Source organism: Acidaminococcus sp., assembly GCA_022482815.1.
In the GTDB taxonomy this organism is placed as follows: Bacteria; Bacillota; Negativicutes; order Acidaminococcales; family Acidaminococcaceae; genus Acidaminococcus.
Window position 1 is genome coordinate 1,358,576 of the sequence record JAKVOM010000001.1, and the last position, 13,391, is coordinate 1,371,966.

The following is a 13,391-nucleotide window of genomic DNA, read 5'->3' on the forward strand; positions in this document are numbered from 1 at the left end:
CGGTCAGACTGACGTGAATTGATAATTTCGAGGAGGAAATAGTGATGAAAAGAAAAATTATTCATATCGATCAGGATAAATGCAATGGCTGCGGACTTTGTGCCGCTGCGTGCCATGAAGGCGCCATTGCCATGGTAAATGGGAAGGCAAAACTGATGCGTGACGATTACTGCGACGGACTGGGCGATTGTCTGCCGCATTGCCCGACAGGCGCCATCTCTTTTGAGGAACGCGAGGCTGCCGCTTATGACCGGGCTGCGGTGGAAGCCCATCTTGAAAAACAGGGTAAGAAACCGGCTCCGGCGGGCTGCCCCGGAACGCGGGTCAAAATGATGCATCCTGCCGGAGGGTGCCCCGGCAGCAGAGTTCGGATGATGCATCCTGCTGCGGCTGTTGAATCGCCGCAATCTGCCCCTGTATTTCGGAGTCAGCTTGCTCAGTGGCCCTGCCAGATTAAACTGGTACCGGTCAAGGCACCTTTCTTTGCCGGAGCAAAGCTTCTTATTGCTGCAGACTGCACTGCTTATGCGTACGCCAACATGCATCAGGAATTTATGAAAGATCACGTGACAATCATTGGCTGCCCGAAGCTTGATGCTGTAGATTATGCCGAGAAGCTGACAGCTATTCTGGAGAATAATGATATTCGCAGCATCACGCTGACTCGTATGGAAGTACCTTGCTGCGGCGGACTGGAACAGGCTCTTGTACGTGCTTTGAAAGCAAGCGGCAAGATGATTCCCTGGAGTGTAGTGACCATTTCAACGGACGGAAAAATCCTTGACAGAAGTTAAATAAAACAGGGGCCGTGAAAAAATGAACTCATTTTTTCACGGCCCCTGTTTTATGCTTTCCACCGTCCGCAGCCCGCCCGTGGAAGAAAAATGACCTAGGCATTTTTCTTCAAACCTATAAAAATAAAACCTGAAATTTAGGTTAACCGCTAAATTTCAGGTTTTATTTCTTCTTCTATACTGGTTAAATGCTGCCTCATCCTGTTGCAGGTGGAGCTATGTGGAGCTATGTACTGCATGCCAAATGCCGTTATGAAGCGCTTTTTCGCTGTCGGCTAACTGCTACAGGCTATCTGTCTTGGGCTTTTAAAAACAATCTGCCCGCACGGATGTACTAGCCACTAGACACTAGCCACTACCCACTCTACCGAAGGCCATGCCAAAAGCGCCTTTTACTTTTTCACGTTTTCCGTTCAGAGTGAAAAGACCACACCGATAGCCGCGGAAACGGCGATGTAGAGGATAGGGTGGAACTTCCATTTACGGTAGCAGATCCAAACGACCGCGGCCAGTAAAATCAGCTTCCAGCTAAAGAGGTCGGATATACTGCCGGTTGCTTTCCAGAGACTTGTCCGCAGGAGGGCAATTTCTGCAACACTAAGGCCGGCCGCCATAATCAGGGCCGTAGAAGCGGGACGAAGACCATAGAAAACTTTTTTAACGGTTTTGGATTCTTTGAACCGCTGGAGAATTCTTGCAATGATGAGGATAATAATGACGGACGGTGTAACCAGACCGAGTGTTGCGACGAGGCCGCCCTCAAGTCCGGCTGTTTTAAAACCGACATAGGTGGCCATGTTCACTCCAAGCGGACCCGGAGTCGACTCGGAAACTGCGACCATGTCTGCTACATCCATCATGGTGAACCAGTGGGTTACCTGTCCCATTTCCTGAAGGAAAGGCAGTGTGGCAAGACCGCCGCCAACCGCAAAAAGACCGGTCTTGAAAAATTGCCAAAATAGCTGAAAATCAAGTAACAGCTCTTCCATCATTGCACTTCCTTTCTTGCAGATTCGGTACCTTTCAGACTCGCGGAATCATTTGGTTTAGCGGATTTACTGCGAAAATCCGGGCAGACAAAATATCCTGTCACACCAGCCAGTACGATAAGCAGTACAGTCGGAACGTCTGTAAAAAGTGCAAATGCCAGCACTACAAAAAAGATAACCCGGCAGATGTTGTCTTTAAGAGATTTTTTGCCTAACTTTATGGCCGAATCAAAAATCAGAACCGTGACACAGGCACGGATTCCATTGAATGCATGCTTTACAATCGCAAGTGATGCAAAATTTACGAGAAAGACCGCAATGGCTGTGATGATAAGTATCGATGGAAAAATGACTCCAAGGGTTGCAATGATACCGCCGGATATTCCATACAGCTTGGATCCGATAAAAGTTGCTGTGTTGATTGCAATAACACCCGGTGTACACTGACCAATTGCGTAGTAGTCCATCAGTTCTTCTTCGGAAGCCCAATGGCGTTTCTCGACAATCTCGCGCTGCAGAATCGACAGCATCGCGTAGCCGCCGCCGAATGTGGTGACGCCGACCTGTGCAAAAACCCAGAACAGGTTCCATAGCTTTTTTAATTCTTCCATTTTTATGCCCCTTTCTCTCCTCGTACGGGAGAACACGCGGAGATATTGCCTTGCTGAAATATTTCAATAAAAATTGTGTGTTATTTTTCTACGACATAGAGTATCATAGAAGCAGATATATGAATAATATTTATTTCCTAACGAGGTATACGATATGGATATACGTCAGCTGCAATATTTCATCGCCGTAATCGAAGAGGGGACTATCTCTGCAGCCGCAAGAAAGCTTAACATTTCGCAGCCTCCTCTTTCGACGCAGATCCGCTTGCTCGAAACCGAGGTGGGTACCCAGCTTTTTATGCGCGGAGCACGCCAGATTACACTGACGCCGGCCGGACGCAGACTATACCAGTATGCACTTGAAATGACCGATATTGAGCGGCAGGCACTGGAAGAAATCCGTGAGATGAGCCGAGGCGGAACGGGTACCCTGCGTATCGGTTGTATCTCCTCTTCTCATGTGCCTGAGGCGTATGATGGACTTATTCGTTTTCACGAGCAATATCCTCTTGTCCGTTTCAGAATTGCAGAAGGAAATACTTATGAGCTGGAAGAACAGCTTGCGAGGAATGAACTGGAAATAGCCTTTGTCCGCACGCCCGAGAACTTTAAAAATGTGCGGCGTCTCGTCATCCGTCACGACCCGATGATGGCCGCCGGGAAGACAGATTTATTCGTAGATATTCCCTCCCGGAAAAAACTTACAGTCCGGGAGTTGGCTGATTATCCCATCATTCTTTATAAACGCTGGGAACGTAAGATACGCAATACCTTTGAGTTCTTTAAGATTAATCCGCAAATCGTCTATGTGGCTGATGACATCCGCACGTGTCTCTTGTCAGCAGAACATGGCCTGGGAATCTGCATTTCCCCTTTGCATGATCTTCACGGTTATCCAGGCCTCACGCGCCGTATAATCGCTGAACCTGCGCTCGAGTCGACACTCGAACTTGTGATTCGGGAGGACGAATACATTTCTTCAAATGCAAAGATATTTTTCGATATCTTTGAGAAACTATACGGAAAAGATAAACCGGAAGGGAACCAAAGAACCTGACGACAGGCGGGAGTGCGGATTTTCCTACACAACGCCAGCTAATTGTCTTATACTTATTGGAAAGGGGAGTGATGGAATGCAGCATCTGGCTTCTCCGGAAGATAGAAAATTTATGCTTGAGGCACTTGCAGAAGCTTGTCTGGCCGCTCGGGAAGGAGAAATCCCTGTAGGGGCCGTGTTGGTGCAGGACGGAGCCATCATTGCCCGCAATCACAACCGGCGGGAACAGAATCACGATGCAACCGCCCATGCAGAGATTCTGGTGATTCAGGAGGCCTGTCGGAAACTCAAAAAATGGCGTCTCACGGATACGACGCTTTATGTAACGTTGGAACCGTGTCCGATGTGCAGCGGCGCTATCTGGAATGCCCGCATCGGGCGTCTGGTGTATGGCGCTTTTGACAGTGCGGCCGGTGCGTGCGGCAGCCTGTTTCAAATCCCTCTCAATCCGGCGCTTCACGGCAAAACAGAAATTGTTGCAGGAGTCGAAGAGGCCGCCTGTAAAAAAATCTTGCAAGATTTTTTGAAAGAGCGGCGTTAATATGGTATAATCAGCGAGTATGCGGATGGGTGTCCGAGTGGTCGAAGGTGCTTGACTCGAAATCAAGTATACCGCAAGGTATCGTGGGTTCGAATCCCACCCCATCCGCCAATTCTTTTGACTTGCTCAAGGCATGGCACGGTATCAAGACAGCCGCGCTGTGCCTTTATTTTTTGCTTTTTATTAAGCGCACTTGTTAACACAACGTATCACAAGATGAATAAAAATTTCCCTATTTTGCCCCTATTTGATTTTAGGGAATTTCATTTTTAAGAAAATAGGGACAACCCTGTCGGAAGCATTGATACCATGCACCCGGCAGGGCTTTTTTTATTTTGCGTTTAGACATAAAAAAAGAACCGTCCCTATCGACATCGGGAACCGGTTCGGGCTGATTACCATATTTAATTATACTCGCTATTTAAATTGTGTTCAACGCTTTAACAACGTCGTTTTCCATTTTTTCGGAAACGTGACTGTAAACGGCTAAAGTAGTCGCTGGGTCATTGTGCCCGACTCTTTGCATTATCGCTTTTAACGGTACGCCTTTTTCGGCTAACATTGAAATGTGCGTATGCCGGAAAATATGAGTAGACAATTTCTTTTTATAGTTTAGCTTCCGGAGCTGCCGATTGACGTAAGAAATGTCAACGGGTCCTCCGTCGCGGTTAGTAAAGATAAACTTTTCTTTTCTTCTGTCGTGAATTGTTGGTTCCCAAGCGCGCCTCATTTTGTTACGGATAACAAATTTATCAATGATCTTTTTTGCTTTTGCGTCTAACTTTACCTTCCGGACGGAGTAAGCGTTTTTCGGCGTACCTCTTTCCGGGACCTCTCCGCGTTTCCTAGACCATACTAGCGTACCATTTACAAAGACGCTTTCACCGTCGTAGTCCTCATCACGCAGGGCGGCAAGCTCTCCGTATCGTAGGCCGGTCAATGAAAGAAATTCGCAAATGTCGGCGACTCTTTCATCCTTCTTTCTCAGGAGACTAATGACTTCTTTCAATTCGTCTACTGTCAGGAATTTTTGCGCGTGGCTCTCAACTTTTTTAAGAGACTGTTGCTCCCGGCCGACGACAACACAACGCACGGCGTCGGCGGATTTAATCAAGCCTAGACGTTCTCCCAACAAATACGTGCCGCGTAGCATGACTAACATTTTTACCGCGTAATTCCGGCTCTGACGCTTTTTCAAGTCGTCCAGTATAAACTGTATATCTACCGGCTTTAATCGCTCCGCAAGGGCATCCTCGTCAACGTAGCGGGCTAAACGTTTCTTTAATCTCAAATAGTTTAGCATTGTACCGCTCTTGATGGTATCTTCCTTGCTTTTTAAGAAACGGTCTATCAAGTCGAAAAGTTTAACGTCTGACTGCCGCTCCGTCTTTTCTTTAATGAGTGCCGCCAGTTTTTCCTCCGCTGCCTTTTTCTGCGCGCGGTTTTTACCTGGCATACTGACAGAAACTTTTTTCCTCTTGCCGGTCAGCGGGTCTTTATACATTTCCCGGAATGCGTAACCTGTTTTAGTTTTCTCTATCCACATTGTTACCTTCCTTTCTCCACATTGCAAGGATAACAAAGATTATCACGTGGACTACATAGAGACGAATAGGAAGAATGAATACAGGGAAAGAATATAAAATCGGATGCTTTACTTCAATGTCCCGTAGGCGCTTTGCAACTAGCACCCATTCAGCGACATCAAACAGGAAATAGACGATAAACGCGGGCAACAACTGACTAGCATTAAATAGCTGCGTCCGGTAGGCATTGTCTATACAATACAGAATAAAAACATACACGACATTTTGCACTAAAAATCCTATTCCCGGCTTACGTCTCAATTTAAAATTAAATGGCGAAAACAGTGTATCAAAAGTTTCCTTTGCTCCTTTATTCATTTTTCCTCCTATTAATCAAAAGGTGATATAATAATCACGTAGACTGCATCCGTTAATTCGGGGACTGATCTATGCGGCCTTCCTGTAAAGGCGGACTGTCTTAGACGTGTTGCTGACGAGCAATGCGTCTTTTTTTATTTCAGTAACTTTAATACCCTTCCTTCCATATCGTTCTGAGATAGACGTAAAGTACAACTGTATAAAATACTGCTTCCCATACATAGAAAACACGGAAGAAGATATACGGAATGTTCCTGATAAAAACAGAAATTAAAATCGCTACACCGTTTTTAAAAGCTACATCAACAATGGGGTGATTCTTTATTCTTATAAATATCGTACAGCTCCATAAACCGGCCGAACACGCCAAAATAAGACGGCCTCGCGGTGGACTGTAATTCATAGCTCCGTACAGCCAGATGAAAGGTATAGCTATTTGTGAGAGAAGCAGAACAGCTAACATAAATTTTCCCCACAAGTCTTTCATAGCTCCTCCTAAATAACCTTGTAAAAGAAATCGATCCCTTTTAATGAGACACTTTTTGTATTTTCCCGGACGTCTTTTTCAATCTTAGTAGCATCTGTTTTTTCTGTTGTGAAGTCGGCACGGATAATATGGGCTAGTTCGTGGACAACGGCAGCTTGTTTTTTGACTGGTGATAATGATGCACGGACAACTATTGTAATACTGTCGTCCGCGTTCAATACAGATAAAGCATCGATACCGCCAGGGAGCTTGGATGATTGTAGAACATTAACGGTCAAGACTTATCCTTCTCTCTTTGTTTTAAGTAGATAATGTAATTGTATGCTTCTTTCATACTTTCTGGGGGTAAATCTTGGGACGCTTTAAAAAGCATTCTCAATCCTTCGTTGGTCCTTAGCTTTTCAGCAAGCGCGGCTGTATCGTCGTTTGTATAGTAGTGCTTCCCTTCGTGGGCTTCGACTAAATCCGCTTTATTAATGCCAAAGTATTTAGCCATCTTTTCAATCTTATCAATACGCGGGTAAGCATGACCGTTTACCCAATCCGAAAAAGTCGAATACTTGAAGCCTAGATCATCACAGATTTTATGCCTGTCTATTCCTTTCAATGCCATATAGTATTGAATGTTCTTAGCCATTATCGTTTTATTACCTAAACCGCCCATTTTAACGCCTCCTTCTGTACCAAAATTATACGGTAAATCCGTAAAATTTTCAACGGGCCAGACAAAAAAATACGGTTTAACCGTTGACATTACGATTTAATCGCACTAGAATAGGGAGCATAGGAGGTGAAAAACATGGAAGGATATACGTTGAAAGCATTACGTGTTATGAAAAACTTGACTCAATATGAAGCGGGAAAACTAGTCGGAGTCTCGGAGGACACGTGGTCTAACTGGGAACGGAAGAAGACTTTCCCGGATGTACCGCACATCAAGGCTATCGAAAAAGCATTTAACGTGCCGTACAACAATATTATTTTTTTACCCTAATATTACGGTTTAATCGTAAAAAAGGAGCGGAGCCAATGAAAGGAAAAATGAAGCGGATTATATGCACTGACGGAACTTACATCAATCCAAAGACAATATTAGAACTGCGAAGAGAACCCTCGAAAAGGAAATTCGGTTATCGGATTGTTGCGGTGCTAGATGATGTAACCGTTAAAGACGGTTTTAATCGTAAAATACCGTGGGTCGCACGGAAATCTACGCCTGTGGAGAGAGTGTAAGTCGTCGCAACTCTTCGGAGTCAGAGGTGCTGTTCTCGTTGAAACAGGAAGCTCCCGCCTCTATAGGCGGGGGTACGTTCACATAGTGCTGAATACGTGAAAACTTCCGTACACGCTCATACTTTGGATATGAGAAGGTTTAGCTAATTATGCTAAGAACTTATCACAAATAAAAATAAAACGGCTCATATCTAAAATATGAAGGCCGTTTTTCTCTCAAAATACGCTAAAAAGTTTTCCTCGATTTGTCAGAAAACAATTTTGATAATGATTGTAGATTAACACAATTTTTTGTGCTATGATTAGGGACGTGTTATAATTTTAGATGCAAAGACCTTCTAAAATATTTTCTATTCCCTATGAACAGCTTTGTAAGTTTTCCCTATTATTCCCCTATTTCTTATAGGACAAAACTCTACAAGCGCTTATCAGGCGGATTGAAAGGAAAAATCCCACCCCATCCGCCAATTTTATAAAAGAACGGTGGCAAAGCATATGAGAGCAAGAAATGTCTGGGCAGAAGTTGATTTGTCCGCTATTGCCCATAACGTTCAGGTGACGCGAAAGGTACTGAAGCCGGATACCAAGATTTGTGCCGTCGTCAAGGCGGATGCTTATGGTCATGGGGCCGTTCCTGTGGCTACAGCGGCGCTGGCGGCCGGGGTCAATTATCTGGCAGTCTCTATGACCCAGGAGGCCATTGAGCTGCGCGAAGCCGGTATTATGGCACCAATCCTGATTCTGGGGACGATGACGGAAGAACATGAAAAAGCTCTTGTTGACTATAACATCACGCAGACCGTCTATGACCTTGCTGTGGCGAAGGAACTTTCCGCTGCGGCCTTGCAGGAAAATAAGGTTGCCAAGGTTCATCTGGCCGTTGATACGGGCATGAACCGTATCGGCTGCCGTCCGGAAGAAGCTGCCGATTTGGCAGAAGCCATCAGCCGTCTTCCTCATGTGGAACTGGAAGGCATGTTCTCTCATTTTGCCAGTGCCGATGAAGCCGATAAAAGTTTTGCCAACCTGCAGTACTCCCGTTTTAAACAGGCCTATGATGATATCAAGGCGCGGGGAATCAATATTCCGCTTGCGCATCTCGATAATAGTGCCGGCATTACGGAAATGCCCGGTTCCGAATTCAACATGGTGCGTCAGGGCATAACGCTGTATGGATTGTGGCCTTCCGATGAAGTACATAGGAACCTCGATATTCGTCCGGCCCTCAGCCTGAAGGCAGAAGTTGTCTTTGTCAAGGACGTACCGGCCGGTGAAAAGATTGGCTACGGCTGCACCTATGAAACCAAAAAGCCGAGAAAGATTGCCACGCTGCCTTTGGGTTATGCCGATGGCTACAGCCGCGCTCTTTCCAATAAGGGATATATTACTATTCGCGGCTACAAGGCTCCTATTGTTGGTCGTATCTGCATGGACCAGTTTATGGCTGATGTGACCGATGTTCCCAATGTGCATAAGGGGGATGAAGCGGTTATCTTTGGACCGGGTGGTGTTTCTCTGGAGACCATTGCCAAGTGGACGAATACGATTCCTTACGAGCTGATGTGTCTTCTCAGCACGCGCGTTCCGAGAAAATATACGTATCAATATACGATCCGGCACTATGTCGATAATCGTTTTCAATCATAAGATTCATAGCAGAAAGGTAGTAGAGAAGTATGGAAAAGTACAATCCGGTGACTCCGGAGATTATCGCAAAACTGAAGGAAATTGTAGGAGAGAAGAACGTCATTACCGACCCCAACGGTCTGGAAACCTATAAGACGGATCAGGAAACCGATCCGCATCTGTTCCATACGCCGGAAGCGGTTGTTTCTCCCGAAACGACCGAGCAGGTGTCTGCCATTATGAAACTGGCTAATGCCTGTGGCTTCTCCGTAACGCCTCGCAGCGGCGGTACGAGCGTATCTGACGGTGCCATTGCTGTCTATGGCGGCATCGTTATGCTGATGGAACGCATGAACAAGATTGAAAAAGTGGATTCCAAGGGCATGTACATGGTTGTACAGGCCGGCGTCCGTACGCTTGATGTCCAGCAGGCCGCCAAAAAAGAAGGCATGTTCTATGCAGGCGATCCCTGCAGTGCTGACAGCTGTCTGATTGGCGGAAACCTGGCTACCAATGCCGGCGGTGACAAAGCGGTTCGTTATGGAACGACCCGCAATCAGGTTTATGCCATCGAAGTCGTGCTTCCGACGGGTGAGATTGCCCATTTGGGTGCCCGTACCAAGAAGAATACAACAGGTTACTGCCTGGACCAGCTTGTTCTTGGCAGCGAAGGTACCCTCGGAATTATTACCCGCGCTACACTGAAGCTGCTTCCTTTGGCTCCTTATCGTTCCGATGTACTTCTGGTATTTACGGATTCCCGCAAAGCAACAAGTATCGTGCCGGTTCTTTTAAAGGCTGGACTGAATCCTACGAGCGTTGAATTTATGGACAATGGTTTTGTCCGTGCTTCCAGTGATTATTCCAAGTTCCGTCTGACTCACTATGATGACGGCTCTTACGTCATTTTGACCATCGAAACATTCGATGAGGACGAAATGGATAAAAAACTGGTGAAGGTGGACGAACTGGCCCGTGAAAACGGGGCTGTCGAAGTCTCTATGGCCGATGACCGCGTGTGGACGCTGCGTAAGAACTGCCTTGAGGGTACGCGGGTATTGAGCCGTGTCAGCACATCGGACGACTTTGTGGTGCCTCTCGATAAGATTGCGGATACGATTATGGACCTGTCTACGCTGGCCCAGGATTATCCGTTCCGTATCTTTACGCTGGCCCATGCCGGTGACGGCAACCTTCACTTCAATATCCTGAAGGGTGACCTGTCCGATGAAGAATGGGAAAACAGCCTCAATGACTTCCATGCAAAAGCCTATCGGTATGTGTATGACCAGGGTGGTCTTCTGAGCGGCGAACACGGTATCGGTGCGAAGAAGATTCGCCAGCTTCAGGCAATGACCGACCCGGGACAGATGCTGATGATGAAGACGATTAAGCGGGCATTGGATCCGCTGGATGTGCTCAATCCGGGCAAGGTAATAGCAAGATACTAAAAAATTGGGGACTGTGAAAAAATGATTTCATTTTTTCACAGTCCCTTTTTCGCATTCCGCTGCTCGCCGTCCGCAGTCCGCCCGTGGATGCAAAATTGGCCGGGCAATTTTGCCCTGAACTTATGAAAATAGTTCTTGAATTTCGTACAAAAGTTGGAACGGAGCTAAATGCCATATGCCATATGCCAAAAGCGCCTTTTTAACTTCTCACTTTATGCTGAAAAGACCATAAAAAAAGCACCGCCAGCGCGGTGCTTTTGCCTTATTTTCTCAGCGGGCTGCAGCAGCAGGCGTCCCTGCGGCACACAAGGTTATCTGCTTATTGCTGCTTCCTTCCGGACCTGACAAGGTTCACAGGACCTCATTGCGCAGGACCTCCCGCTGCAGTCCGCTGAGAAAATAAAGAAGTTAAAATAAAAGCCGCTTTCGCGGCGGAAATTCATGGCGGAGAGTGAGGGATTCGAACCCTCGATACGGTAACCCGTATACACGCTTTCCAGGCGTGCTCCTTCAACCACTCGGACAACTCTCCAGGTTAAAGAAATTAGTAAAACATGTTCAATTTTGTACAGTCTTTGAAAAACAACTGCGAGAACTAGTATATAGGATAATTCGCCCTCTGTCAAGTAAAAATATTATTTTTATAAGGAGCATACTGCTTGGTTATAAAATTTGGTCTGACTATGCTGCTAATACTGCAAGTTGAATTTTCCTATATAAACACGGTATAATACCAAAGTAAAGCTCAATCAAACGTTAGATACTTTGATGTAAGATATTTTAAAAAGAAGGGATGGGGTCCATGGCATACGTAGCACTATATCGAACTTGGCGGCCGCAGGATTTTTCTGAAATCGTCGGGCAGGACCACATCAAGACGGCATTGACAAATGCCCTGGAAACTGGCAAAATTTCTCATGCCTACTTGTTTACAGGACCGCGTGGTACCGGTAAGACGAGTACAGCCAGGATTCTTGCCAAAGCACTGAACTGCGAAAAGGGACCAACGATTCATCCCTGCAACGAGTGCGAACAGTGCCGGGAAATCTCCGAAGGAAATTCAGCCGACGTTATTGAAATCGATGCGGCGAGTAACCGTGGTATCGATGAAATCAGGCAGCTGCGGGATCAGGTCCATTTTGCACCGGTCTCCGGACGCTACAAGATCTATATCATCGACGAAGTCCATATGATTACGACGGAAGCCTTTAACGCCTTGTTAAAGACGCTGGAGGAACCGCCCGAACATGTCGTCTTCATCATGGCTACGACGGAACCGCAGAAGGTGCCGATTACCATTCAGTCCCGTGTGCAGCGGTATGATTTTCGGCGGGTAACGGTGGATGAAATCACAGCCCACCTTGAGAAAGTGGCCAGGGGCAGCGACATCAAGGCTGAGCCCGATGCACTGCGGCTCATTGCCATTCAGTCTGACGGAGGACTGCGTGATGCTGTCAGCCTGCTTGATCAGTGCAGCGTAATGGCAAGTCCGATTACTGCCCAGACCGTGCGTCAGGTACTTGGCAGCGTAGGCCGTGAAATACTGCGGAAACTTGTGGCTGCGATCGGTCAGCGGGACCTGTCGGCAGCACTCAATCTCCTGACGCAGCTTACCAATGAAGGTAAAGATGTCACTCAAATCTTGACAGAACTGTTGGAGTATTTGCGGGCACTCCTGTTGTTTCAGGCTGACCCTGCCTATCAGGAAATTTACCTGACGGATACGAAAGAAAACCTGGAACCGCTGGCAAAGCTTTATTCCCGTGAAAGGATTATCGGGGCAACCCGGCGCATCCACGATGCAATTCAGGCTGTAAAAAATTCGACGCGGCGGAAAATCGTCACAGAGCTTTGTTTGTTTGATCTTTGCCGTGAAGAAGAGCCTTCTGTCGATGCGCTCGTAAACCGTGTCAAGGAATTGGAACAGGAAGTACAGAATCTCAGCGGGGGTATGCCGCCGCTGCAGACGTATACGCCTCCTGTGCGTCAGACTCCGGTTTACACACCGCCTGAGCCGGCACCACGGCCCTTTGTGACGTCTGCTCCTAAAGCAGCTTCGGCAGCACCGGCGCCTGCTTCAGGTGCAAGTATATCCCCAAAAGATGTGGCTGGTGCTGAGGCAGAAAAGAAACCGAAGCCGGCACCCGTGCCAGGTAACCCGCAGCATGCCGCACAGCCTGCTCCAATCGTACCCGGAGATTTGGCACATGGCCAGCAGCTGTGGCGCTATGTGTATGAGGGACTTAAGAAAAGGCGGAAACGCACTTTCCTTGTGTATGCCGAGATGGCTCGCGTGCTTGCTTTTGATGGTACTACCCTGACGGTGGGCGTGACCACTCATACGTCCAAGGAGCGGATTGAAGAAATCGATTTTCGGAATCTGCTTCTTGAAATTTTAAAGGAAGGTGCCGGACGGGATATTGAGCTTTCCGTCGTACTTACAGATGGCTCCACACCGACGCCTGTCGTATCGCGCCCGCGGCCGCAGGCCGCACCTAAGGCAGCACCTGCCGCGGTAAAAAAAGCACCGCAGCCGGCTCCTCAGACAGAAACGAAGCCGGCACCGAAAGCAGCCCCGAAGGCAGAGGTGCCCGAGGCGCAGAAGAAATCAGAGGTACAAACCGACTATCCTGAGCTGGTCAAAAAGGCCCAGCAGGTTTTTGGCGGTACAGTTAAAGAAGAATCAGAATCATAAGGA

Annotated in this window: 14 protein-coding genes, 2 tRNA genes and 1 other RNA gene; 8 read left to right on the top strand and 9 right to left on the bottom strand. The window is 47.2% G+C overall.

The features are described 5' to 3' along the window. Positions 1 to 44 precede the first annotated feature (44 nt). Entirely contained in the window at positions 45 to 794 is a 750-nt protein-coding gene (locus LKE33_05945; GenBank protein MCH3950461.1) for a 4Fe-4S binding protein, read from the top strand. Between the two features lie 413 nt (positions 795 to 1,207). On the opposite strand, the gene LKE33_05950 is transcribed toward LKE33_05945, so the two are convergent. Next, positions 1,208 to 1,786: a chromate transporter gene (locus LKE33_05950; GenBank protein ID MCH3950462.1), complete on the bottom strand. Its 579-nt coding sequence runs from the start codon at positions 1,784 to 1,786 to the stop codon at positions 1,208 to 1,210. Further along, on the bottom strand, positions 1,783 to 2,394 hold the full coding sequence (locus tag LKE33_05955) for a chromate transporter (GenBank protein ID MCH3950463.1): 612 nt from the start codon (positions 2,392 to 2,394) through the stop codon (positions 1,783 to 1,785). The genes LKE33_05950 and LKE33_05955 overlap by 4 nt, the downstream gene beginning before the upstream one ends. Positions 2,395 to 2,548: 154 nt before the next feature. Here LKE33_05955 and LKE33_05960 point away from each other — a divergent pair, with 154 nt between their 5' ends. From LKE33_05960 to LKE33_05970, 3 genes are all read left to right on the top strand, one after another. Continuing rightward, positions 2,549 to 3,451, top strand: a complete 903-nt coding sequence (locus LKE33_05960) for a LysR family transcriptional regulator (protein ID MCH3950464.1) — start codon at positions 2,549 to 2,551, stop codon at positions 3,449 to 3,451. 76 nt (positions 3,452 to 3,527) lie between these two features. Continuing rightward, positions 3,528 to 3,992 carry a tRNA adenosine(34) deaminase TadA gene (tadA, locus tag LKE33_05965; GenBank protein MCH3950465.1) on the top strand — a complete coding sequence of 155 codons (465 nt, stop codon included), beginning with the start codon at positions 3,528 to 3,530 and terminating at the stop codon, positions 3,990 to 3,992. A gap of 23 nt (positions 3,993 to 4,015) precedes the next feature. Further along, positions 4,016 to 4,103 (top strand) — tRNA-Ser (locus LKE33_05970). Between the two features lie 310 nt (positions 4,104 to 4,413). On the opposite strand, the gene LKE33_05975 is transcribed toward LKE33_05970, so the two are convergent. The 5 genes from LKE33_05975 to LKE33_05995 form a co-directional block, all read right to left on the bottom strand. Beyond that, positions 4,414 to 5,538 carry a site-specific integrase gene (locus tag LKE33_05975; GenBank protein MCH3950466.1) on the bottom strand — a complete coding sequence of 375 codons (1,125 nt, stop codon included), beginning with the start codon at positions 5,536 to 5,538 and terminating at the stop codon, positions 4,414 to 4,416. After that, complete coding sequence (locus LKE33_05980; protein ID MCH3950467.1) at positions 5,519 to 5,896, bottom strand: hypothetical protein; 378 nt, start codon at positions 5,894 to 5,896, stop codon at positions 5,519 to 5,521. Before LKE33_05980 ends, LKE33_05975 begins: the two co-directional genes overlap by 20 nt. 148 nt (positions 5,897 to 6,044) lie before the next feature. Further along, positions 6,045 to 6,383, bottom strand: a complete 339-nt coding sequence (locus tag LKE33_05985; GenBank protein ID MCH3950468.1) for a hypothetical protein — start codon at positions 6,381 to 6,383, stop codon at positions 6,045 to 6,047. An 8-nt stretch (positions 6,384 to 6,391) separates the two neighbouring features. Continuing rightward, positions 6,392 to 6,661: a hypothetical protein gene (locus tag LKE33_05990; GenBank protein MCH3950469.1), complete on the bottom strand. Its 270-nt coding sequence runs from the start codon at positions 6,659 to 6,661 to the stop codon at positions 6,392 to 6,394. After that, positions 6,658 to 7,047: a helix-turn-helix domain-containing protein gene (locus LKE33_05995; protein MCH3950470.1), complete on the bottom strand. Its 390-nt coding sequence runs from the start codon at positions 7,045 to 7,047 to the stop codon at positions 6,658 to 6,660. Before LKE33_05995 ends, LKE33_05990 begins: the two co-directional genes overlap by 4 nt. Before the next feature lie 135 nt (positions 7,048 to 7,182). Between LKE33_05995 and LKE33_06000 the strand changes: the two genes are divergently transcribed. The 3 genes from LKE33_06000 to LKE33_06010 all read left to right on the top strand — a co-directional run bounded on the left by LKE33_06000 (position 7,183) and on the right by LKE33_06010 (position 10,693). After that, positions 7,183 to 7,377 (top strand): helix-turn-helix transcriptional regulator, encoded by a 195-nt coding sequence (locus LKE33_06000; protein MCH3950471.1) that lies wholly within the window; start codon positions 7,183 to 7,185, stop codon positions 7,375 to 7,377. Between the two features lie 734 nt (positions 7,378 to 8,111). Then, positions 8,112 to 9,263 carry an alanine racemase gene (gene alr, locus LKE33_06005; protein ID MCH3950472.1) on the top strand — a complete coding sequence of 384 codons (1,152 nt, stop codon included), beginning with the start codon at positions 8,112 to 8,114 and terminating at the stop codon, positions 9,261 to 9,263. 29 nt (positions 9,264 to 9,292) lie between these two features. Beyond that, the gene (locus LKE33_06010; GenBank protein MCH3950473.1) at positions 9,293 to 10,693 is read left to right on the top strand and encodes an FAD-binding oxidoreductase; all 1,401 of its coding nucleotides are present in this window, start codon (positions 9,293 to 9,295) and stop codon (positions 10,691 to 10,693) included. Between the two features lie 253 nt (positions 10,694 to 10,946). On the opposite strand, the gene ffs is transcribed toward LKE33_06010, so the two are convergent. Both ffs and LKE33_06020 read right to left on the bottom strand, forming a co-directional pair. Further along, an RNA gene (ffs, locus tag LKE33_06015) (signal recognition particle sRNA large type) lies at positions 10,947 to 11,114 on the bottom strand. A 21-nt stretch (positions 11,115 to 11,135) separates the two neighbouring features. Continuing rightward, positions 11,136 to 11,225, bottom strand: a tRNA-Ser gene (locus LKE33_06020). 270 nt (positions 11,226 to 11,495) lie between these two features. Here LKE33_06020 and dnaX point away from each other — a divergent pair. Next, positions 11,496 to 13,388: a DNA polymerase III subunit gamma/tau gene (gene dnaX / locus LKE33_06025; GenBank protein ID MCH3950474.1), complete on the top strand. Its 1,893-nt coding sequence runs from the start codon at positions 11,496 to 11,498 to the stop codon at positions 13,386 to 13,388. Positions 13,389 to 13,391: the final 3 nt, after the last annotated feature.

Excerpts from the sequence above, each read along its gene's own strand:
- LKE33_05980 (MCH3950467.1), bottom strand. The coding sequence starts at position 5,896 with ATGAATAAAGGAGCAAAGGAAACTTTTGATACACTGTTTTCGCCATTT.
- alr (MCH3950472.1), top strand. The coding sequence starts at position 8,112 with ATGAGAGCAAGAAATGTCTGGGCAGAAGTTGATTTGTCCGCTATTGCC.
- LKE33_06010 (MCH3950473.1), top strand. The coding sequence starts at position 9,293 with ATGGAAAAGTACAATCCGGTGACTCCGGAGATTATCGCAAAACTGAAG.
- LKE33_05950 (MCH3950462.1), bottom strand. The coding sequence starts at position 1,786 with ATGATGGAAGAGCTGTTACTTGATTTTCAGCTATTTTGGCAATTTTTC.
- LKE33_05995 (MCH3950470.1), bottom strand. The coding sequence starts at position 7,047 with ATGGGCGGTTTAGGTAATAAAACGATAATGGCTAAGAACATTCAATAC.
- LKE33_05960 (MCH3950464.1), top strand. The coding sequence starts at position 2,549 with ATGGATATACGTCAGCTGCAATATTTCATCGCCGTAATCGAAGAGGGG.
- tadA (MCH3950465.1), top strand. The coding sequence starts at position 3,528 with ATGCAGCATCTGGCTTCTCCGGAAGATAGAAAATTTATGCTTGAGGCA.
- LKE33_05975 (MCH3950466.1), bottom strand. The coding sequence starts at position 5,538 with ATGTGGATAGAGAAAACTAAAACAGGTTACGCATTCCGGGAAATGTAT.
- LKE33_06000 (MCH3950471.1), top strand. The coding sequence starts at position 7,183 with ATGGAAGGATATACGTTGAAAGCATTACGTGTTATGAAAAACTTGACT.
- LKE33_05985 (MCH3950468.1), bottom strand. The coding sequence starts at position 6,383 with ATGAAAGACTTGTGGGGAAAATTTATGTTAGCTGTTCTGCTTCTCTCA.
- dnaX (MCH3950474.1), top strand. The coding sequence starts at position 11,496 with ATGGCATACGTAGCACTATATCGAACTTGGCGGCCGCAGGATTTTTCT.
- LKE33_05945 (MCH3950461.1), top strand. The coding sequence starts at position 45 with ATGAAAAGAAAAATTATTCATATCGATCAGGATAAATGCAATGGCTGC.
- LKE33_05955 (MCH3950463.1), bottom strand. The coding sequence starts at position 2,394 with ATGGAAGAATTAAAAAAGCTATGGAACCTGTTCTGGGTTTTTGCACAG.